Annotated in this window: 27 protein-coding genes and 3 pseudogenes; 12 read left to right on the top strand and 18 right to left on the bottom strand. The window is 41.7% G+C overall.

All coding sequences use genetic code 11. From position 1 onward, the window contains the following. Window positions 1-105: 105 nt before the first annotated feature. On the top strand, window positions 106-495 hold the full coding sequence (locus JCM19055_RS17080) for a hypothetical protein (protein ID WP_152549953.1): 390 nt from the start codon (window positions 106-108) through the stop codon (window positions 493-495). Here JCM19055_RS17080 and JCM19055_RS26640 read toward each other — a convergent pair. Both JCM19055_RS26640 and JCM19055_RS17075 read right to left on the bottom strand, forming a co-directional pair. Then, window positions 477-674 (bottom strand): hypothetical protein, encoded by a 198-nt coding sequence (locus JCM19055_RS26640; RefSeq protein ID WP_152549952.1) that lies wholly within the window; start codon window positions 672-674, stop codon window positions 477-479. The genes JCM19055_RS17080 and JCM19055_RS26640 overlap by 19 nt on opposite strands. Before the next feature lie 16 nt (window positions 675-690). After that, window positions 691-1,212, bottom strand: coding sequence for a MerR family transcriptional regulator (locus tag JCM19055_RS17075; protein ID WP_052366481.1), 522 nt, complete (start codon window positions 1,210-1,212; stop codon window positions 691-693). A gap of 140 nt (window positions 1,213-1,352) precedes the next feature. Between JCM19055_RS17075 and JCM19055_RS17070 the strand changes: the two genes are divergently transcribed. From JCM19055_RS17070 to JCM19055_RS17065, 3 genes are read left to right on the top strand one after another with little or no spacing between them, the layout of a single operon-like run. Continuing rightward, entirely contained in the window at window positions 1,353-2,249 is an 897-nt protein-coding gene (locus tag JCM19055_RS17070; protein ID WP_052366480.1) for a hypothetical protein, read from the top strand. 23 nt (window positions 2,250-2,272) lie between these two features. Continuing rightward, window positions 2,273-2,608 carry a hypothetical protein gene (locus JCM19055_RS24500; protein ID WP_052366479.1) on the top strand — a complete coding sequence of 112 codons (336 nt, stop codon included), beginning with the start codon at window positions 2,273-2,275 and terminating at the stop codon, window positions 2,606-2,608. Beyond that, on the top strand, window positions 2,598-3,272 hold the full coding sequence (locus JCM19055_RS17065; RefSeq protein ID WP_265182297.1) for a DUF6320 domain-containing protein: 675 nt from the start codon (window positions 2,598-2,600) through the stop codon (window positions 3,270-3,272). Before JCM19055_RS24500 ends, JCM19055_RS17065 begins: the two co-directional genes overlap by 11 nt. Before the next feature lie 6 nt (window positions 3,273-3,278). Here the strand turns inward: JCM19055_RS17065 and JCM19055_RS17060 are convergent, their stop codons facing one another. From JCM19055_RS17060 to JCM19055_RS24495, 3 genes are all read right to left on the bottom strand, one after another. Continuing rightward, entirely contained in the window at window positions 3,279-4,406 is a 1,128-nt protein-coding gene (locus JCM19055_RS17060; RefSeq protein ID WP_042360581.1) for a hypothetical protein, read from the bottom strand. Window positions 4,407-4,495: 89 nt separating this feature from the next. Beyond that, complete coding sequence (locus JCM19055_RS17055; RefSeq protein WP_042360580.1) at window positions 4,496-5,194, bottom strand: DUF418 domain-containing protein; 699 nt, start codon at window positions 5,192-5,194, stop codon at window positions 4,496-4,498. Window positions 5,195-5,431: 237 nt separating this feature from the next. Further along, a complete protein-coding gene (locus tag JCM19055_RS24495) occupies window positions 5,432-5,701 on the bottom strand; it encodes a hypothetical protein (protein WP_052366478.1) in 270 nt (89 codons plus the stop codon). A gap of 216 nt (window positions 5,702-5,917) precedes the next feature. Between JCM19055_RS24495 and JCM19055_RS17045 the strand changes: the two genes are divergently transcribed. Both JCM19055_RS17045 and JCM19055_RS17040 read left to right on the top strand, forming a co-directional pair. Beyond that, on the top strand, window positions 5,918-6,193 hold the full coding sequence (locus JCM19055_RS17045; RefSeq protein WP_042360579.1) for a GNAT family N-acetyltransferase: 276 nt from the start codon (window positions 5,918-5,920) through the stop codon (window positions 6,191-6,193). 19 nt (window positions 6,194-6,212) lie between these two features. Continuing rightward, complete coding sequence (locus JCM19055_RS17040; RefSeq protein WP_042360578.1) at window positions 6,213-6,701, top strand: GNAT family N-acetyltransferase; 489 nt, start codon at window positions 6,213-6,215, stop codon at window positions 6,699-6,701. A 23-nt stretch (window positions 6,702-6,724) separates the two neighbouring features. On the opposite strand, the gene JCM19055_RS17035 is transcribed toward JCM19055_RS17040, so the two are convergent. From JCM19055_RS17035 to JCM19055_RS32140, 3 genes are read right to left on the bottom strand one after another with little or no spacing between them, the layout of a single operon-like run. Then, the gene (locus JCM19055_RS17035) at window positions 6,725-7,090 is read right to left on the bottom strand and encodes an amidase family protein (protein ID WP_042360577.1); all 366 of its coding nucleotides are present in this window, start codon (window positions 7,088-7,090) and stop codon (window positions 6,725-6,727) included. Window positions 7,091-7,092: 2 nt separating this feature from the next. Further along, a complete protein-coding gene (locus tag JCM19055_RS17030) occupies window positions 7,093-7,830 on the bottom strand; it encodes an amidase family protein (RefSeq protein WP_052366477.1) in 738 nt (245 codons plus the stop codon). After that, window positions 7,769-7,927 (bottom strand): amidase family protein, encoded by a 159-nt coding sequence (locus tag JCM19055_RS32140; RefSeq protein ID WP_370543207.1) that lies wholly within the window; start codon window positions 7,925-7,927, stop codon window positions 7,769-7,771. Before JCM19055_RS32140 ends, JCM19055_RS17030 begins: the two co-directional genes overlap by 62 nt. A gap of 324 nt (window positions 7,928-8,251) precedes the next feature. Here JCM19055_RS32140 and JCM19055_RS32135 point away from each other — a divergent pair. Together JCM19055_RS32135 and JCM19055_RS32130 are read left to right on the top strand one after the other, a co-directional pair. Continuing rightward, a pseudogene (locus JCM19055_RS32135) lies at window positions 8,252-8,733 on the top strand (CNNM domain-containing protein); the annotation flags it as partial. Between the two features lie 6 nt (window positions 8,734-8,739). Continuing rightward, window positions 8,740-9,510, top strand: a complete 771-nt coding sequence (locus JCM19055_RS32130; protein ID WP_370543206.1) for a hemolysin family protein — start codon at window positions 8,740-8,742, stop codon at window positions 9,508-9,510. Window positions 9,511-9,636: 126 nt separating this feature from the next. On the opposite strand, the gene dhaM is transcribed toward JCM19055_RS32130, so the two are convergent. The 3 genes and pseudogenes from dhaM to dhaK form a co-directional block, all read right to left on the bottom strand. Continuing rightward, complete coding sequence (gene dhaM, locus JCM19055_RS17020; RefSeq protein ID WP_042360576.1) at window positions 9,637-10,020, bottom strand: dihydroxyacetone kinase phosphoryl donor subunit DhaM; 384 nt, start codon at window positions 10,018-10,020, stop codon at window positions 9,637-9,639. Then, window positions 10,020-10,622 carry a dihydroxyacetone kinase subunit DhaL gene (dhaL, locus tag JCM19055_RS17015; RefSeq protein ID WP_052366475.1) on the bottom strand — a complete coding sequence of 201 codons (603 nt, stop codon included), beginning with the start codon at window positions 10,620-10,622 and terminating at the stop codon, window positions 10,020-10,022. The genes dhaM and dhaL overlap by 1 nt, the downstream gene beginning before the upstream one ends. Next, a pseudogene (gene dhaK, locus JCM19055_RS17010) lies at window positions 10,619-11,601 on the bottom strand (dihydroxyacetone kinase subunit DhaK). The gene dhaL and the pseudogene dhaK overlap by 4 nt, the downstream one beginning before the upstream one ends. A 183-nt stretch (window positions 11,602-11,784) precedes the next feature. Here dhaK and JCM19055_RS17005 point away from each other — a divergent pair. The 3 genes and pseudogenes from JCM19055_RS17005 (at window position 11,785) to JCM19055_RS16995 (ending at window position 13,649) form a co-directional block, all read left to right on the top strand. Continuing rightward, window positions 11,785-12,366 carry an ATP-binding cassette domain-containing protein gene (locus tag JCM19055_RS17005; RefSeq protein WP_370543205.1) on the top strand — a complete coding sequence of 194 codons (582 nt, stop codon included), beginning with the start codon at window positions 11,785-11,787 and terminating at the stop codon, window positions 12,364-12,366. Window positions 12,367-12,583: 217 nt separating this feature from the next. Next, window positions 12,584-12,823, top strand: a pseudogene (locus JCM19055_RS26635) (ABC transporter permease); the annotation flags it as partial. Beyond that, window positions 12,786-13,649: an ABC transporter permease gene (locus JCM19055_RS16995; RefSeq protein WP_152549950.1), complete on the top strand. Its 864-nt coding sequence runs from the start codon at window positions 12,786-12,788 to the stop codon at window positions 13,647-13,649. The pseudogene JCM19055_RS26635 and the gene JCM19055_RS16995, both read left to right, overlap by 38 nt. A 30-nt stretch (window positions 13,650-13,679) precedes the next feature. On the opposite strand, the gene JCM19055_RS16990 is transcribed toward JCM19055_RS16995, so the two are convergent. From JCM19055_RS16990 to JCM19055_RS16965, 7 genes are all read right to left on the bottom strand, one after another. Beyond that, a complete protein-coding gene (locus JCM19055_RS16990) occupies window positions 13,680-14,513 on the bottom strand; it encodes a DUF2207 domain-containing protein (protein WP_042360572.1) in 834 nt (277 codons plus the stop codon). 143 nt (window positions 14,514-14,656) lie between these two features. Beyond that, a complete protein-coding gene (locus tag JCM19055_RS16985) occupies window positions 14,657-15,388 on the bottom strand; it encodes an ABC transporter permease (protein WP_370543199.1) in 732 nt (243 codons plus the stop codon). Window positions 15,389-15,420: 32 nt separating this feature from the next. Beyond that, window positions 15,421-16,335 (bottom strand): daunorubicin resistance protein DrrA family ABC transporter ATP-binding protein, encoded by a 915-nt coding sequence (locus JCM19055_RS16980; protein ID WP_042360613.1) that lies wholly within the window; start codon window positions 16,333-16,335, stop codon window positions 15,421-15,423. 5 nt (window positions 16,336-16,340) lie between these two features. Then, the gene (locus JCM19055_RS16975; RefSeq protein ID WP_042360571.1) at window positions 16,341-17,405 is read right to left on the bottom strand and encodes a C45 family autoproteolytic acyltransferase/hydolase; all 1,065 of its coding nucleotides are present in this window, start codon (window positions 17,403-17,405) and stop codon (window positions 16,341-16,343) included. Window positions 17,406-17,439: 34 nt separating this feature from the next. After that, on the bottom strand, window positions 17,440-17,919 hold the full coding sequence (locus tag JCM19055_RS16970; protein ID WP_152549949.1) for a hypothetical protein: 480 nt from the start codon (window positions 17,917-17,919) through the stop codon (window positions 17,440-17,442). Between the two features lie 128 nt (window positions 17,920-18,047). Next, window positions 18,048-18,221 carry a hypothetical protein gene (locus tag JCM19055_RS27585; RefSeq protein WP_193745482.1) on the bottom strand — a complete coding sequence of 58 codons (174 nt, stop codon included), beginning with the start codon at window positions 18,219-18,221 and terminating at the stop codon, window positions 18,048-18,050. Window position 18,222: 1 nt separating this feature from the next. Then, a complete protein-coding gene (locus JCM19055_RS16965) occupies window positions 18,223-18,771 on the bottom strand; it encodes an ATP-binding cassette domain-containing protein (protein WP_265182296.1) in 549 nt (182 codons plus the stop codon). Between the two features lie 153 nt (window positions 18,772-18,924). On the opposite strand from JCM19055_RS16965, the gene JCM19055_RS24485 reads away from it, so the two are divergent. Beyond that, window positions 18,925-19,176: a hypothetical protein gene (locus tag JCM19055_RS24485; protein WP_052366474.1), complete on the top strand. Its 252-nt coding sequence runs from the start codon at window positions 18,925-18,927 to the stop codon at window positions 19,174-19,176. Window positions 19,177-19,183 lie beyond the last annotated feature (7 nt).

Below are 19,183 nucleotides of genomic sequence, written 5' to 3'. Positions count from 1 at the left end.
TAATTAAAGAGAGAGAATTCTGTCATTTACGTGTTATACTCATATCACCCCTCTACACATCCACACATTTCTTTCATTCTTATCCAATTAATTAAACACATTGAGGTGATTCGTATCGGACTTGATATGTACCTAGTCGTCGAACGACAAAAAAACAATCAACGTGTTCATGAAGAATTGATTTACTGGCGCAAAGCGAACCACATTCATCGTTGGTTTATCGAACACGTGCAATCCCATTGCGATGATTGCAGGGTATACCCTGTTAATCAAACACAACTGCGAGCATTAATGAATCAATGTGAACAAACGCTCCTTCATTGCGATCAACCCGAACGCTACCTTCCTACCCTTTACGGGCCATTTTTCGGTTCAACTGACTACGATGACCTTTATTTTCTCGAAATCCTACGAACAAAAGAATTATTGCATGTGATTCTTACCGCTTTCTCATTCGATCATGAACCACGAATCCTTTACTCCAGCAGTTGGTGATTCTCCTTATACTCGATGGCTTTTTGGATAAACGTTACGACTTCCTTCGTCATCGGATAAAACATGACTCCATCTGCCTCTTCACGAACAGCATCCCATGCATTTTCTAAAAATGAGTCATCGTCCCCAAACATGCTGTACACGTGCTCTATCCACCGTGTTGCAAGTTGTTGTGCCATTGCAGAGTGAGGTGGTTCATTTACGTGTTTTTTTTACATCTGCTATGAGCGCCAACCACTCCGCTCGCTGCTCGTTGTCCAAGTTCGCCGTTAACATATGTTGTTTTTGCTCTTCATTTAGGTAGCGATCTAATCGTTGTTTCAACTCTCGTTGATCTTGTTGAAATAACCTCATGACTTGAAACAGCAAAGCCCAGTTCATTTCTTCGTCTGTACGAATGGAATGATGCATACTCTCTAGCGCCTGTTCAACCCGTTGCAATTCTGCCTTTTGTTCACGCACGAGCTGAAGCTGCTTTTCTAATGAATTGTAAATCGATTCTGTCCCATCATCGATCATGAGCTTGATCTCATCTAATGAGAAACCGAGATATTTTAACGAGACAATTTGTTCAAGCCTTATAATTTGAGCCGCATCATAAAGCCGATGTCCCCCTTCGGTTCTAGAAGCAGGTGCAAGTAACCCAATTTGGTCGTAATAGCCGAGTGTACGAACGGTCACACCCGTTTTCTTTGACAGATTACCGATCGTTAACAATCCCATCTCTCCTCTTTTTCTGGTAGTATAGATGCACGCAAGTAATCGATCTCCAGAGTTTTTTTAATAAAAATGCAAATGAAACGACCCATATGGTAATGCTATGATAGCAATAAAGGTTGTGTAGAGGGGCTTCTTCTATGAATCAATGGTACAAAATAGATAACGCTGGCAAGATGTTTCATGCTGTGTCCGAGCAAGCCAACTCTTCGGTCTTCCGGATTTCTATGATTATGACCAGCGACGTTAATGCCACACATTTGCAACGTGCACTTGATGACGTCATGAAACGCCTGCCAATGTTTGCGGTCAAGTTAGGTAAAGGGTTGTTTTGGGACTTCCTCGTTGAGAACGATCAGAAATTACTCGTTCAACGGGAAAAGAGATACCCATGTGCACCGATTGATCCGATTGAAACGAATGGATACTTACTTCGAGTGGTTTATTACAATAAACGACTTGCCGTCGAGTTCTTCCATTCAATGACGGACGGAACTGGAGCTTTAGAATTCATAAAAGCGCTCGTCTACTATTACTTGATTCATTCAGGAGAAACGGTAGAACATGATGGAACCCTTCTCGATATCGAAGATGAACCAAGTCATTATGAAATCGATGATAGTTATCAAAATTACGTCACGAAAGATAAAGGTAAAAAACCAAAGGAAACGCATGCTTATCAAATCCGCGGCGAGCACATTGAGGAGACCATTGTCGTTCACGGAAAGCTATGTGCGAGTGATGTTCATCAGCTCGCCAAATCCTACGGTACTACCGTTACGGCTTTCCTTACTGCCGTCATGATTCATGCCATCTACAAAGAAAAATTGAATTATCGATTTCGTAAAGAAGAAATCAAAATTGCCATTCCGGTCAATTTACGAAGCTTTTTCCCTTCAAAAACGTTGCGAAACTTTTTTGCAGTCGTCAATGTCGGAATGCGCGTACACGATCGAATGACAATTGAAGAAATCATCGAGGCATCACTTCACAATTACAAACCAAAGCACGCAAAGAATCGCTACAACAAAGTTTAAACCATCACGTTCAATGGCAAACGATGTTAGCTGCACGCTTTATCCCGATTTTCTTGAAGTATCATGCGATTCGTTATGGTTATAAAAGTTATGGAGAACGCACAAAATCGATGACATTAACGAACATTGGAAGAATTGAGCTTCCTAAAAGTATGCAAAAATACGTAGAACATATGGAAATGGTCATGTATCCAACGAGAAAAAGTCCGATAAACGGAGGAATGGTTGCCATCAACGACGAACTCGTCATTTCATTTGCGCGCACCATTAAAGAAGCCGATCTTATTCGCGCCTTTTTTCAAGAATTAACACAAACGCACAACTTAAACGTTCACGTGTATTCCAACGATGGCAGGTGATTCGATGGAACATCATTGCTCCAATTGCAACATTTATACAACGCAACAAAGTTGTCCGCTTTGCAAACGACAGCTCTCGTCAGAGCATGAAGCAATACCAAGCTATCCCGTTTACGTATCGAACCTTGCCCGACGTAGTTTCGCACAACGAATTGTACTCTTTATCGCAATTTTTATTATTAGTACGTGCATTCTGATTAACTTATTAACCACACCTGATGAACTTTGGGTGTTTTACATTATCGGACCTGTCGTCTACGTTGTTCTACTGATCAATCATACGATTCTTTCTAGGGCGCACGTTGGTTCCAAATTAATCTTTCAAGTGATCGCTTTATCTGCCATGCTCGTCGTTTTAGACGCTGCATCAGGCAATTCCCGTTGGTCAATTCATTACGTTATTCCCTTTCTCGTTACGTTATCGACACTACTCGTTACTCTCGTCGTGTTAAGAAAGCCAATGAAGTGGCGCGAATACCTTGGCTATATGTTAACGATGGTCGTTTTAGGGTTTTTACCCGTCATACTGTTTGTCAGTTCATTGTCATATGTACTATGGCCAAGTGCGATGACCGGACTATATGCGCTACTTACATTGATCGGCATGGTCTTATTTGCAAACAAGTCTATGAAAAATGAAATCGTTCGTCGCTTTCATTTTTAGCAATTGTTATTTTTGTTTTTGGACGTGCATCCGAAATAACGCCATAACAACTTCATGGGCAGTCGCTTGTATTCGAACATAGAGGAACCATGGAAGACTAGGTTCATACTCTTGAATGGCAATGATGCACGTCTGATGATTGATGACTTGTCTAAATTCTATATAGCCCATGTTTTGCGTTTTAGCGAACAGTCCGCCGCTAATGTGGAACACCATTCTACCGTTATCACTATCCTCTTCTGAGTGCATGAAACGTAGCACTGGAATACGAAACAAATAGATGGTCGTCTCTTTGTTTTTACTCGTCATTGTTCTTAAAAATGGGCTTCCGACCTCTTCTAACCAGTCGATGTATCGATTTGCAGCCCATGATGCATCGCGATGTTCTGGTAACTGAATTCGTTGAATTGAACACACATCGGATTTTTGATAGGTGATCGCCTGCTTCGCAATTTGCTTCTTCGTTGCTACATTAGACAAAGACATGTCAATCAATTGTGCTAACCGTACGGGTTGTGACAGCAGTGAATGAACGAGGGTGCTGATGATTGGTTCTGGCGATGCACTTGCCGTGTTTGTCGTAACCCGAACCCACATCTTCTTAAGATGACGAGTGCTTTTCGAGCGCTTTTGTCTCTCTAGGTTCGTCTCAATCATAACTTCTTTATAAACGAGTTCTTTACGACTTGGATGTTTTCTCTTCTTTGCGCCAACGAGCCGTCCAGCTTGTACAGTCGTCACCTCAATTCCATACGACATTAGCACATGCTCGATTTCTTGTCCTTGACGATCCCCACTGACGCAAACGATTTGATCAACCCCATTTAACACAGCTGCCTGCGCTATGTTGTCAACAAGCATTACATTTAAATCTTCATTCTCAGCTTGGATTAACCGAGCAGTCGGTCTCTCCCATTGATTTACGAACACAACAACATCAACGCCTTTTAATGCACGCTTCAGATCGGTTAAGGAAAACACATTCGTTTTGCGCCATGTGATGCGTCCACCCTCTTCTTCGATTATGTTCCTCTCTGAAATGACAAGAACCTTTCCACTCTGTTGTACACAATTCAACAGATCACACGTTGTTGCATCCGTTCCTCCGATAATTGCGACGGTTTTTTCTTTCATATTTCACACTCACAATCTTTCGCATCATTTTAATGATCATAAAGAAAAACCTGTTGAAAGATCTCCAACAGGCTTCTTGTTTCATTAAGTTAAGCGTTCTTGTACGTCCATTTCCGCCATAACGTTTCCATCGGCCCTTGCTTAAATTTCTTCAAGTAAAGTGTACTAAATAGAATTTGCAAACCGAAAACAGAAATTGAAATTACAAGGCCAATAAAACTTCCTACTTGGTTGAATAGACCAAGTCCGTAACCGTGGAAGATGAAAACAAAAATTAATGTTTGCATCAAGTAATTCGTAAGCGCCATGCGGCCCACTGCTGCAATTGGTTTTAACATTGCTTGACGTGATTCTTTTCTTAGCAATAATACAAATGCTGATACGAAGAAGAGCATCAATACTGGACCTGTAAACATGCGAATTCCGGTACCTAACCCGTAACCGACACCTGGTGGGATCGGGAAGAAATCATGAATCAACGCAGTCGTTAAAACAGAGAATAAAATCCCACTCCAAGCTGTGTGAATACAAATCTTCTTCCATTTCCCTACATGTTCTTCTACGTTATGGAACATTCCTGTCTTACCGAAATAAAGCCCGAGTAAAAAGAGCGGTAAGATCGTCGGAATGACCATAAAGACATTAAAAATCATAAGAAACGATTCAGGTAATCGATGAAGAAGAATTTCGAAATAATTTCCATTCGCCATCACTTCATTGGCTTGATCGCTACCAACTTGATATTTACTAGCAAGCGCTCCTTTTCCAAGACCAAATAATAGCCCCATACCGGCAGTTAAGATTGCATAGAAAAAAACTACTTATAGCAAGCATTAAGGTTGCCCAAAGCAATATCGTTTTCGGTTGTCTCGAAATAAAGAGCAACAGTAAGAACCCTGTAACACCGTACGTAAATAAGATGTCACCGTGCCAGAACAAGAATTGGTGCAACAAACCGATAATAATTAAAAACGTTAGTCGTCTAGAAAAAAAGGCGATTTGCATTTAAGTCCTTTTCTAATGTTCTAGAATAAAAAAATATAAAACCCTAAACCAAATAATAATGAGAACATCGGGTAGAATTTACCTTCTACAAAGAACGTAATAAACAATGAACTCAACGCGTCAAGCGTAGCTTCTGGTAACCCACGCCCTTCGATCATCGTCATCATATCTAAATCTGCTAACGTTTTGAAATGCATCATATTTGCCATCGCAATCCCTAGAATCGCGATCCCACGAATGATGTCTAGCGTATGTATACGATCTTGCTCAGCAATGCTTTGATGTTTCAACTCATCTCCTCCTCTGTCTTTCTTTATTATACGTAATCCAAGCTTAAAAAAAGCAGGTTTTAACAGAATTTTAAAAAAAGGAATTCCCTCGTTCTTGTCGAAAAAAAGTCTTTAAGAGCTCTTTGACACACTAACGTAATCCATGGATATCGGTGAATAAAACGTGCAAACTAACCGTTCGCTGAGAATTAAATAGAAGCAAAGAGGGAGGATCTTATGGACATTAAACAAGAAGAAGGTCGCCATTACATTGAAAGTAACGACGGTTCGTTACTCGCTGAAATCACTTATGTTTCAGCAGGCGAAACGAGAGTGATCATTGACCATACGTTTGTAGCAGAAGAACAGCGTCAAGAGGGACTTGGTGCCAAACTCGTTTCCTCAGTTGTCTCTGATATGCGAGATAAAAATAAAAAAATCATCCCGCTCTGCCCGTTTGCAAAAGCTGAGTTTGAGCGCAATAAAGAGTATCAATCACTACTTGCCAATTAAACGAAACGAGGTGAGATCTGTGTCGATTATTCAATTGGATCATCGTTATGATGACATGTACCACAACCTTCGCGTTGAATCCATGCAAACGAGTTTTGGTTCGAAAACATACGATCCTGAGTCACTAGATGCTGCTGAATTAGATTTACGTAATTATAACCGCTACACATTAGGAGCGTTCCGTTCTCAGAAATTGATTGGGTTCACATCACTTACAATTCAACGTGATAATGAACTGCGTCGTCACCGAGCACTACACCAGGCTGTGTATGTCACTCACCCAAATGAAGGACAAGGCTATGGCACAAAACTCGTTCAAAGTGCAATAGATATTGCCAAAAGTCATCCTGCCATTGAACAAGTACTCGTCTCGATCAATGCGAATCAGCCTCACACGTTACGCTTTTATGAACGGCTAGGCTTTACGATTTATGGAACTGAGCGGAATGCAATTAAAACCGTTGAAGGTCAATCATTTGATGAACACCTTCTCATGTTGACGCTGTAACCGGGATGCAATGCATCTCGGTTTTATTGTTTTGGAAGAAATCGTTTCGAATGTTCGACAATGGATGCATACGATACAAGTTCTTCTTCTGAATGAGCTTTCCCTAAAAACGACAAACCAATCGGCAACCCTGCTTTACTAAACCCAACAGGAATTGTGATTTCTGGATAACCAATGAAAGAACCTAAGTAACTTGCGATAAATGGGTCGCGCTTTTCCTTTGGCTGATTTGCATGTTTATGATCAAATGTGAGCGTAGCTGGCGTCAACATCGTCGGAAACAGAAAAGCATCGATGCCTTGTTCAAATTGTTCATTCAACCGCTCTCGAATTTGCTGCTGCTTTAAGATAATCTCTTCATACTGAGAAGTGTTACGAAACGCTTCCATCTTTACAACCCGTCGAAAAGCTTGAAGAGAGCAGGGTTAATGGAAATCCCTTGCTGTTCATACCGTTCTATCAGGTGATTAATTGTTTTAGGGTGTGTGCCTTGTCGTTCATTTAAGTAGCTCTCAAGATCTCGTTTACTTTCAGCATCATGCTTATCGATTAACGAATCCCACACGTTCTCTTCCTCTTTAGGTAGCGTAAAGGAACCAACATCATGACCCTTTTCTCTAATCTGTTGCATTGCATCAAAAATTGTATCATCCACTTCTTGATTGTCACCAGAATAATTCGTAATAAAAGTAAATGTTTTTTTGGCAACGGTCTTCCGATAGGCTAACTTTTCTTCCTTAACTACTGACATAAGCAGACTCAAATCATCAGTCGTTCGAGTAAAGAAACCGAGCGTATCAAAAGACAGAGCAGACGGCATCACACCCGTCATTTCAAACAATCCGTGTGTCGGTCGTAAACCGACCAAACCGGCATTGTTCGCAGGACCACGCACTGAACCTGACGTATCTGTGCCAAGGCTAAACGGAGCAAAATCAAGAGTGACTGCAACGGCTGACCCACTGCTTGACCCAGAAGCATTGTAATCATCATGAAAAGGATTTCTCGTTAATCCGCCTAATGAGCTGTACCCTAGACGACCATAAGACGCTGCAAACTCCGATAGATTAGCTTTCGCAATCACAATTGCACCAGCTTTTTTTGAGTTGTTGAATGATCCACGCGTCACTCTTTGCTATAAGATTTTTCAATAAGGGCGACCCTCCCGTTGTCGGCATACCTTTCACATCGATATTGTCTTTTACGATAAAAGGGATGCCATGCAAGATCGAACGCCGCCCTTGTTTTTTTACGTTCTTGATCAAGTTGAGCTGCCAAAGCCTTTGCTTCTTGGTTTACGAGGAGAATGGAATGGAAATGCTGATCATAAGTTTGAATGCGTTCAAAATAATACGTAACCAGCGCAGCACTCGTTACATCACCTTGATTTAGCATCGTAGCTAGTTGTCGTATTGTTTTTTGTTCTAGCATGTTCAACACCACCCTCATTCTCATCCAACATCTGGATAATTATCTCTCTTTTTGACAACTGACCCGCTAAACTATACCATTACTTAAAGAATACAAGTAAGAGTTGATGGAGGAAACCAGTGTTTTACTTTATAGCGATTATTCTATTGTTTATCGCCTCAAGCTTTTTCTCAGGAAGCGAAACGGCGCTCACCGCCGCCAATAAAATTAAGATTCAAGCACGAGCTGATGCCGGTGACAAAAAGTCACAACGTTTATTGAAAACTGTTAAAAATACAGAAGAATTTATTGCAGGTATATTAATTGCGAACAACATCCCAAATATTATTTTGCCATCACTCGTAACGATTGTGGCATTAGAATACGGATGGAACGTTGGTATTTCAACAGCCATACTCACCGTACTTATTATTATCTTTGCAGAGGTTCTTCCGAAATCGGTTGCGGCCGCTATCCCGATCGCCTAGCGTATGTCGTCTATCCAATTACACGCATTATGCTTATCCTCTTAAAGCCTTTTACAATTTTCCTCAATGCCTTAACGAGAGTTGTCATAAAAATGCTCGGACGAGACGACGATAACCAAGCGAGCTTCTCAAAGGAAGAGATGCGTACGATGGTTGATATCGGTCATGACGAAGGAACGTTTAAACATGACGAAATGCATCGCCTAAAAGGTATGCTCGACTTTGAGACGTTAAACGTCGCGGATGTCATGCAAACCCCTCGAATTCACATTCAAGGGATTCCAGCAGATACAGATTTCGAAACCGCACGAAGTATATTGAACGAAAATCAATTCAGTCGCTATCCGATTTACGATGGTGATTTGGACCATATCGTTGGTGTCTTTCATACGAAATTTTTCGTTGGGTGGACACTTGAACCTGATAAGTTAATTAAAGACTTTTCAGACCTTAACCCTCTCTACGTCTATGAATTCCAACCAGTTCAATGGGTGTTCAAACAAATGCTACAAGAAAAGAAACACTTTGCAATCGTACATGATGAGTACGGTGGAACTGAAGGAATCATTACTCATGAGGACTTAATTGAAACGATGATTGGACAAGATATTGAAGATGAGACAGATCTTGATGATAAATTGATCGGAAATCAAACCGAGCATGAAATCGTCTGTGACGGCAAAATTACACTACGCCGATTAAACAATGCATTCAATACGAACATCCCAGAAGCTGAAGACAACTTAGCTGGTTTCATTTTAAACAAACTCGGCTATGTACCTGAAGTTGGTGAGTCTCTCTACCACGAAGAACTAACATTTGAGATTCTATCAATCGATGATAAACGAATCGAAACGGTCCTCATTACAAAAGACGATCTCGAAGATGACGAAGAACACTCCCAGTCATAACGATCTCCTGTAATGTAACCAATGAATGTGAACAACCGGGATAGCGGTGCGGAGCTAGATCTCAAGGGCGTCATTGCCACAACAAAAGACGTCCTGCAAAGCAAATGCTTCGCAGGACGTCTTTTATTATCTAGATTTGTGATAGCTGTTTTCTGCCTTTTGACGTACAGTATCGAGGTTATCTCCAAGTCCTGCCATCATCACTGCAACGTAGCCCCCTTCAATTAACGGGGCATCCGTAATCGAAATCGTACGATCTGGATTCATTTCAATGAGCATTTCCGCATTCATTTTCGCGCTGCCGATGTCATAGAAGATGAGTACCTCGTCTTCTTGTGGCAGCTCATCTAATGCTTGTTGCATTTGGTCAATGCTCGTTCCGATTTCGTCGTTCTCTAGTCCGCCGGTCGTTATAATTGTCACTTGATCATTGCCTTGTTGCAACAATCGCTTTGCTCCTACTGCTAGTTCACGAACGTGTGAAATGAGAAGGATCGATACTGATGACATTAGCTTTCACCCTTTTTCATCGTTTGTACGAGTGCATGGAAAAGATAATAACTTGAAACCGCTCCTGGATCGAGGTGTCCGACAGATCTTTCTTTAAGGAGCGCTCCACGTCCTCGTTTCGTTTCTAGTTGTTTCGTATTGTTCATTCCATCTTGTGCAGCTCGCTCTACTTCTGCCCAGTCGGTCCCTTTCGCTTGTACCACTTTCGCTACCGGGTCCCAAACGTCTAACAATGTCGCATCGCCAACAGAAGTTTTCCCACGCTGGGCAATACCTTCTGCTGCTTTTGTTAAACCTTCTGCCCACGTACCTTCTTCAGATTTGAAGGCAACACCAAGACGCATAAAACCTGTGCCAAATAACGGACCTGACGCGCCACCAACTTTGGACAATAACGTCATTCCGATTTTCTGCATGATGGTCGACAGGTTTTCTTGTTCCCAATTAGGAAATTCATCAACGACTGCTTGAAAACCTCGAACCATATTTACACCATGATCGCCATCACCGATCGTTTGATCGAGCTCTGACAATGTTTCTTCATTTTCTTTTATGAGTGAAAGCGTTGCTTCCATCCATTGCTGTACTTGATGACTGTTCACTGTGAAACCTCCGTCCATTGAATCGTCGTTGCATTTGCTTGTAGTAGCGAGAGTAGCTCATCATCAATCGCAAGCATCGTAAGGGAAATGCCGGCCATATCCAAGCTTGTCATGTAATCACCTACGAGCGTTTTTTCTACATGAACATCTTTCTTTTTAAGAATCGCTAACGTGTCGTTCGCAAAGACGTATTGTTCGAGCAATGGGGTACTGCCCATCCCATTTACGAGAACATATAACGGCTTCGTTAGATCGATTTCTTTCTCAAGGTGTGACACGAGTAGCTGAGCGATTTCATACGACGGCAAAACGTCTTCACGACTCATCTTGTTCACCATGGATCCCAATGCCGACTTCCATTTGTGTTTCAGATAATGAAAAACTCGGTTTCGAAGCTGACGGTAATGTACACGCTTGAAGCGCAACACTCATGCTTCGCAAGTTCGAGATGGCACGCTCTGCCACATCTTTAACTTCTTGAAGTGATGCCGATTGCTCGGCTTTTGCTCCAGCAACTTTGTGGACCAACACAGTACCAGCAATGCCTCTTCGGTTCTCAACGTCATCAACAGCGATATCATCATTCACGACGACCATCGCCGTTCAATGCCTTCCGCTTCTGCCATTTCCATCGCCATCTCGGCGTTCATTACATCACCGTTGTAATTTTTGATGATGAGTAGAACACCACTCCCTTGATCTGCTGCTTGGATTGCAGCTAAGAATTGATCTGCGCCTGGTGAAGTGAACACTTCTCCTGCAATCGCTGCATCAAGCATTCCAGCCCCGACATAACCGGCATGTGCAGGTTCATGGCCACTCCCCCACCACTAATCAGCCCTACTTTATTCGGTATCATCTCTTTTCGAACGATCACTTCAGTTCCGTCGAGACGTTCTACAAGATTTCCATGTGCTGCCACTAATCCATCTAGAAACTGACTAACAATTTTAGTAGAATTATTCATGAGCTTTTTCACTTTATCGCCACCTCACAACGGTTTTGCTAAATTATCTCACTACTTTTTCATTACCTCAATTGAAACTTCTAAAACTTTAAAGAGAATTTTCCGAAACTATAAATGATGCCTTTTTAGGAGGAGAAACTATGAAAATTGCTACAGCAGTCGTAAAAAAAGGCCGGTTATGAAACGGGGAAAAGTATTGTTGATGACGTCACCTTTGAAGTTCATAAAGGTGAACAGATCGGGGTTATTGGTCCAAACGGGGCGGGGAAAAGCACATCGATTAAAGCGATGATTGGCCTTCTTAAAGCGAAAGAGGGGGCGATTTATTGGGAAGACGGACATTCACGATACGCGTATGTACCTGAACAACCAATCTACTATAAAGAGCTCACATTTTATGAACATATTACCGTTGCTTGTAGCTCCTTCGAGCTTGATGAAAAAAAGACAAGAGAATCAGCGGAACGTTATATTGAGCTTTTTGAAATGAGTGACGTGAAGCACCACTTTGTTGAGAGCTTTTCTAAAGGAATGCAACAAAAAGCGATGATCATTATTGCGTTAACCATTCGTCCTAACTTATACATCTTTGATGAACCATTTATTGGGCTCGATCCAAGAGCGACACGTGTCTTACTCGAAATCTTACAAGAAGAGCGTCAGCGAGGCGCGGAGTTATTATGTCTACTCACGTTCTTGATACGGCAGAACGGGTGTGTGATCGCTTTATTCTCATCCATAAAGGGAGTGTTCTCGCTCATGGTGACTTACGTGTGATCCAAGAGACCGCAAACCTTCCTGAAGCGACGCTGTTTGATTGTTTTGATGCGTTAACGAGGACGAAACCACATGACGCCTAAATCACTAGTAACCCAACGTATAAAAACCGAATGGCAAGAAAAAAAACAGCTGTGGAAGCTTGTCTATGATTGGACTGTCATGTTGTATATGGTTGTTCCTGGACTAGTGATCGGAGGTTTTTTTATTTTACGACAACTTGTTCGAACCAGTACCGTGGATGCGCGCAATTCCTCCAGCGATATTAGCGTTCTTTATTTTCTTCGCAATCCTTCCTGGACAGTTGCGTTATTATTACCGGGAAGCCGATCAATTGTTTTTGCATCAACAAACCGACTGGATGCGTTCAATAAGGCGCTTCGGCTTAAACATTTCATTATTTCGAGACAGTTTAAGAATTGCGATTGTATTCTTTCTCGCATTACCCTTTTTTTAATGGAGTTTATCAGCTTGATCTCATTGAACTTTTGCTCTTATATGTACTTACGGTATTGTTAAAACAAAGCTTACGGATTGCAGAACGAAGAACGTTTGAACTGCTTCGTCAACCACTTCGATCCATTCTTTGGTACACAGCACTTATCATCGTTATCTTTGGTTATATGACGTTGTTTCAATTCATTTCTACCCATACAGTGGCGATTAGCCTGGTAGGATTGCTTTTATTTATCATGTATGCGATCCTCCGACATGATCGTATCACACGGAGCAGTCACTTCTCATTACACGTCGCAAAAGAGAACGAAGCACGGTATATGGCACTCGATCAAGTAATGCGCATAGGTGGTCAAACGGAACCGAAGCCTTTGTTTGAACGAAAGAGACCGTGGGTTTTGTTTCGTCATTCTCAGTTTATCTTCCGATCAGAGGGAGCTTCAAAGAGACTTGCTGAAGTATCGATCAAACGGTTTTTACGCACGCCCCATCAACGACGACTTTATATCGGGATGACGATGCTTCCTGCTAATGCGATGCTTCTACTTCCGACAGGGCCTCGTATTGCCATTACGATCGGCGTATCACTATTGATGCTGTTTATGGTGCGTGGTTGCATTGCTCATAGCTTAGAACATCGTTATTTATATCAATTCCGTTGGGATGAACTCGATGCTTTCAAAAGTGAAAAGCGCTCAACTTTTATTTTACTTATTCCGTTTGCTATGATCTTTTACGGTTACTTAGGGGGGTCATTCTTTGGACTTCTTGGAATTCTTCCTTTTAGTATAGGTGCGCTACTTGTATTATTCGCTTTCACACGTTAAACCAGCGGGGGACTGTCCCCGCTGGTTTTGTTATTTGAGTATTGATTTGTAGATGGCTTCGATTTCTGCGAATTCCGTTTCTGTCTGAATGTGGTGAGAAAGGCCTGTTACTTTTGCAAAAACGATCACCGCTTCATCTTGCGTCTTTGAATATGTTCCTGTCTTTAACTGTTGTTGCACTTGTTTGGCTTGGCTGTATGCTTTTTGTCCACGCTGTGTGAGGATATTTTGTTGGATGACATATGACCATGTGATGACTGCTATGAATATATACAGCACACCTGCACCAATAAACCAGTTGCTTTCAGCAAACATAAAGACAACACCACAGCTTGCTAACAACAATAAGAAGATCGTATGAAACACGGTATAGCCCGACTGCCGTCGAAAGTACCCGAGCCGAAGAATCGCTTCTTGATATGCTTTTCCTTCTTGTAACAACCGCTGTCTAAATTCACGCTTTACACGGTCGTTATTGCGAAGCGATGCACCCTTTGTTTTCGGAGTAAACGACTCCCCACCCTTAAACCATAATGATGCAAATGGAATTTCGTACGACTCTAGTTGATCTTCTGCAACGAGATGGTACGTGTCACCGTCCTTTTGTACTGTTCCTTTCCTGCATAAATCAAACAACAATGCATCTTGAACCGTCGCTGAAAACAACGGCTTCCGCTGAACGACGAGTCCATAAATATACGGATTCGTTAACGCTCCTTCTTGAGCGTCCACATTCGGTGATTTACGCAACAAAATGAGCGTAACCATTAAGTAAATAAGGTACGCAATTCCTGTGCCTAAGAGTAACCACCCGATTACTTCATTTGAAAATCCATCAGCGCCGATTGTGCCCTGGTAATGCACATCCAGTAAGCAGCATTAACGCGCTGAGTAATAATGCAATTCCTCGCATGTCAGTTAATCTTCCTTTCTAACGATTCGCACGTGAGAAACTTAGCGTAGCGAGAACAATTAAAACTGCCGTAAAACCGATAATAAACAGCACTTCACCTAATGGTGTTACCGGTATTCCAAAAAAAGTCTAAATCGAGTCCCATTTCTACGTACACTTCTCGACTTAATTGATCAACATCAATCATAATATGTTTCATTAAATCAACGCCATAAGTAACTGGATTTAATGTGACGAGTACATCAATCCAAGCTGGCATATTGTTGAGCGGGAACAATGCCCCCGATAAGAAAATCATCGGCATAACGATGGCATTCACTACGAGTTGGAACGCCTGAGTAGATGAAATAACACTGGCAATTAATAACCCAAGCGAAGCGAATGCACATGCAAGTAAGAACATCACCGGTAACAACACGAAGAAGGAAACAAGATCAATTGTAACTCCTAAAACCGGCATTAATAAAAACAACAATAACCCTTGCATAACTGCGACCGTAGCTGAACCTAACATTTTCCCAAGTGCAATACTCACTCTTGAAACTGGAGAAACGAGAATCTCCCGCATATAGCCAAAGTCACGATCTTGAATAATAGACAGTGACGAGAATACTGACGTCATTAACAGCGTCATTGAAACGATACCAGGAAAAATAAACGCTACGTAGTTAAAATCTAAATCGCCACCTGCAACGTTCTGCATTAACGATTCCATCGATCCGCCCATACCGACGCCAAACACAATCAATAACAAAATCGGCATCGTCATTGAGCCGAATAAGCGAGCACGATCTTTAAAAAAAACTTCATGACGTCTCGTTGCCAAATGGCAATCATGCCTTCCATCACGCTACCCCCTTAATCACGGATTTCTCTTCCTGTCATCGAAAGGAATACATCATTTAATGTCGGTTTTCGAATATCAAGTCCTGTAACGGGGGTTTCTAGTTGTTTCATAAACGTTGAAACAAACTCATCACTATTTTTGACTTTTAACGTAATCCCTTCTTCATGAAGTGTTGCTTCAATCACTGAGAACTTATCATTGATTTCTTCTAATGCTGCTTGATTGTCTGTCGTTTGTAGCTCAATGACGTCACCGCCAAGTTGTGCTTTTAGACGTTTTGGCGTATCAAGAGCAATAATCTCTCCGTGGTCCATAATTGCAATTCTGTCACTAATTTCTGCTTCATCTAAGTAATGTGTCGTCAAGAACATTGTCATGTTCTCTTTTTCTTTCAGCTTCAAAATGTACTCCCAAATGTGTGCTCTCGTCTGAGGATCAAGTCCCACAGATGGTTCATCAAGGAACAATACTTTTGGGTAATGAAGAAGCCCACGAGCAATTTCTAAACGGCGCTTCATTCCTCCTGAGAACTTCTCCACTGTTTGATTGAGGTTGTCGGTTAAATCAACGATGGCCAGCACTTCATCAATCCGCGCTTTACGTGATTTCTTCGGTACCCGGTACAGTTTGCAATGCAGCATTAAGTTCTCTTTTGCGGTTAACTTCTCATCTAACGTGTTCTCTTGAAAAATAATGCCGATACTTTCTCGCACTTTATTCTTTTGTTTCGTTACATCGTAGCCATTAATTTTCACTTCACCGCTCGTTAGTTTTAACATGGTTGAGAGGATATTAATCGTCGTGCTTTTCCCAGCCCCATTTGGTCCGAGAAACCCGAAGATCTCTCCTTCTTCTACTGTGAAACTACTTCCTTTAACGGCTTCAAATGACTTAAATGACTTACGAAGTTCTTTCACTTCAATCATGCTGATCAATCCTTTCGTTGAAACCAATCCGCACGCTCGTCCATATGAACAAAAGGAAGATCGGTATCTACAACTCCTTCAAGCTTTGCAAGAGTAAGGTCATTTCCTTCCAACCAATCTTGAAAATCAAACGAATACGGTTTTTGATTCCCACCAATTCCGATGCTTGCTCTCATTTTCTCTGGCTCATACAATGACGTGTGGATCGTTCCTGACCAACTCGTATACTTGAGTGAGAATACATCTTCTTCTGGGTTATTTAAGAGCTGATACGCTTCTTTTGGCGAGTTTACACCTGAGTTTTTCATAAGATCTAATCGGCGCATGGAGTCGTCCAAGTTGAAACGATTTTCTTTCGTTTGAATCTCGAAATGATTCGTACATGCGTCCGCTGACCTTGCATTCACACCACGAGGAGAGCTTTCTACAACGACCATACCATCAGTTTGGTCATAGACGATGTAACTAAATGAATGGCGATGTGGAATTTCTTTTAATAGCTCAACAGCCTCTGTCACATCCGCGCACGTCTCAAGCATTAGCCTGCCAATCATTGTACAAATGAACCCATCTCCAGGTTTTCGCCGGTTCGTTAAGTTGTACCCAATCGCCAGCCCTTGCTCATTTAAACCGTCCATTCGACCGGTAATTCGTTGACTAGGTCCAATCGTTGCATATCCTCTATCGTTTGGGGCATATAACACATACCTTCCATCATACGTTTTCGGATGATAATCGTAGTTGCGCACGAAATACCCTTCACCTGACATGACAGAACAACCAGAGCGGTCTCCGTTCACACGGAAGCCCCCGAACTCTTGCAATACTTTATCAATCGACCATTGAAGTGAATCTTGTAATCCTCGTAATTCTTCCCAGATTTGCGGTGCAAGTTGTTGAAACATCGCCTTGGCTTCATCTACATCGATTTGAAAACGAGGCTGGCGAACTTTCCATTGATTCTCGCGATTTCTCAACGTTAACGATTCTATTAAGCGCTCACCTTGCATTACGCCGAAGTCATAATGATTTCCTCGAAACTGAATGACGTCACTGTATACACGCTTCATTTTCATAGCTCCTCTTTACACAACATCTTGTCTTTTATGAATAGCGATGCCACCAATTGAAGCTACAAAAAAAGACAATGGCACCTACAATAAAAGTAATGATTGATACAATTAAAGGCACTATCCCTATAACATCTTCTAAGAACATGCTCGTAATGGCTGTCACGAACGTCATGCTCATAGTGGCTAATAAAAAGACGACAAACAAGACAATCCACCTCAGAATGCCTTGAGACATCGTTTTCGACACAGAAACCATGAGTGAAGAAACAATCATAATCATGACAAAGGTAGATACTAAGTAAAACACATACGACCCATCAATAGTTACTCCTGTAATTAGTCTTGCCACATTTTCGAAGACTAGCCAGAGCGAACCATAGAAGGTCAATGATAAAACCCTAGCATAGAAGATTTCCGATCGACGTAGCGGCAACGAGTACATAAACCGATTCACACGGTTCTTCTCTTCCATTTGAATGAGAGCAATGACCATCACATACACGATGATCAACGGACTGACCGTATTGTTAACGACACTAAAAAAAACCTAGAACAAACGGAATAATAATAATTAATGGTAAGCCTGATCTCATCAACCACACTTCTAATTTAAAGACGCTAATCAATCAAGCTCACCACCTAAGTAGTAGTCATGCAGATCTTCGAGCTAATCACTTCGTCATTGCCTTCTTCTGTCGGTATGATGCGTCCATTCTCATCTTTAGAAAAGCCTTCTTTTAATTCTTCTACTCGACCGTGAGCAAGAACGACTCCTTCATCCATTAACCAAACCGTCTCCGCAAGCTCTTCCATGTCAGAAAGAATATGCGAAGAAAAAAATGATCGTCGTTCCTTCTGATTGAGCTTCTTTTAACAACCGCACCATTTGTCGTCGAGATTTCGTATCGAGCCCTGCAGTCGGTTCATCCAAGAGGATTAACTTCGGTCGATGAGCAAGCGCCATCGCAAAGCCTGCTTTCATTTTCATTCCTCTCGACAACTTCTTTATCTTTTTATTCGGATCAACATTGTAGAGCGCTAACATGTCAAGATAACGGTGTTGGTCCCAATGGTTATATTGCTCGTTTAAGAATTTACCGAGGCGTTTGAGTTTCATATCATCATACATTAACAAGTCGTCGAAAACGAAGCCGATCTCTTTCTTCCAAACACCCACTTCTTCAATGTGTACCCCATCATGATAACGCCTGATTTCCCCTTCGCTTGTCGTAATGAGACCGAGTACAAGTTGCATCATTGTTGACTTTCCTGCCCCGTTATTCCCAATGACTCCGAGGATTTCTCCTTGTTTAATCGATACGTCAGGAAGTGTGAGCGTAAAATCTCCCCGACTTTTTCTCACTGATACAAATTCCAGGTGAGTGGTCATTTGTATACCTCACTTTCGATTTTCTTCCTCTATTGAACCGTAAACTTCATTGACAAACAAGCGTAAAGGTTTATGATCAACAGATTAGGGGATATGAAAAATAATACATAAGAGAGAGGTTCTTTAATGAAAAAAAGCTATGCACTAATTACAGCAGGAATGGCGCTTGCACTCGTAAGCGCATGTGGTGACAATGAAGGAAACGAAACAACAGAAAGCACTGAAACAGAAACGAGCAGCGAAGAGCTCCTGATTGGATTTAACAACTACGCAGAAAGTATCGCTAAGGCTGAGTTATTCGATCGCTTACTTACTGAGAAAGGCTACGACGTTTCGACTTCCCAAGTAGAGAAAGCTTTTTTTATTCTCTGGACTTGAAAATGAT

It is taken from the genome of Geomicrobium sp. JCM 19055, assembly GCF_000698185.1.
In the GTDB taxonomy this organism is placed as follows: domain Bacteria; phylum Bacillota; class Bacilli; order Bacillales; family Marinococcaceae; genus Geomicrobium_A; species Geomicrobium_A sediminis.
The sequence above is the reverse complement of the archived record's forward strand: the minus strand, read 5'-3'. Positions and strand labels throughout refer to the sequence as shown.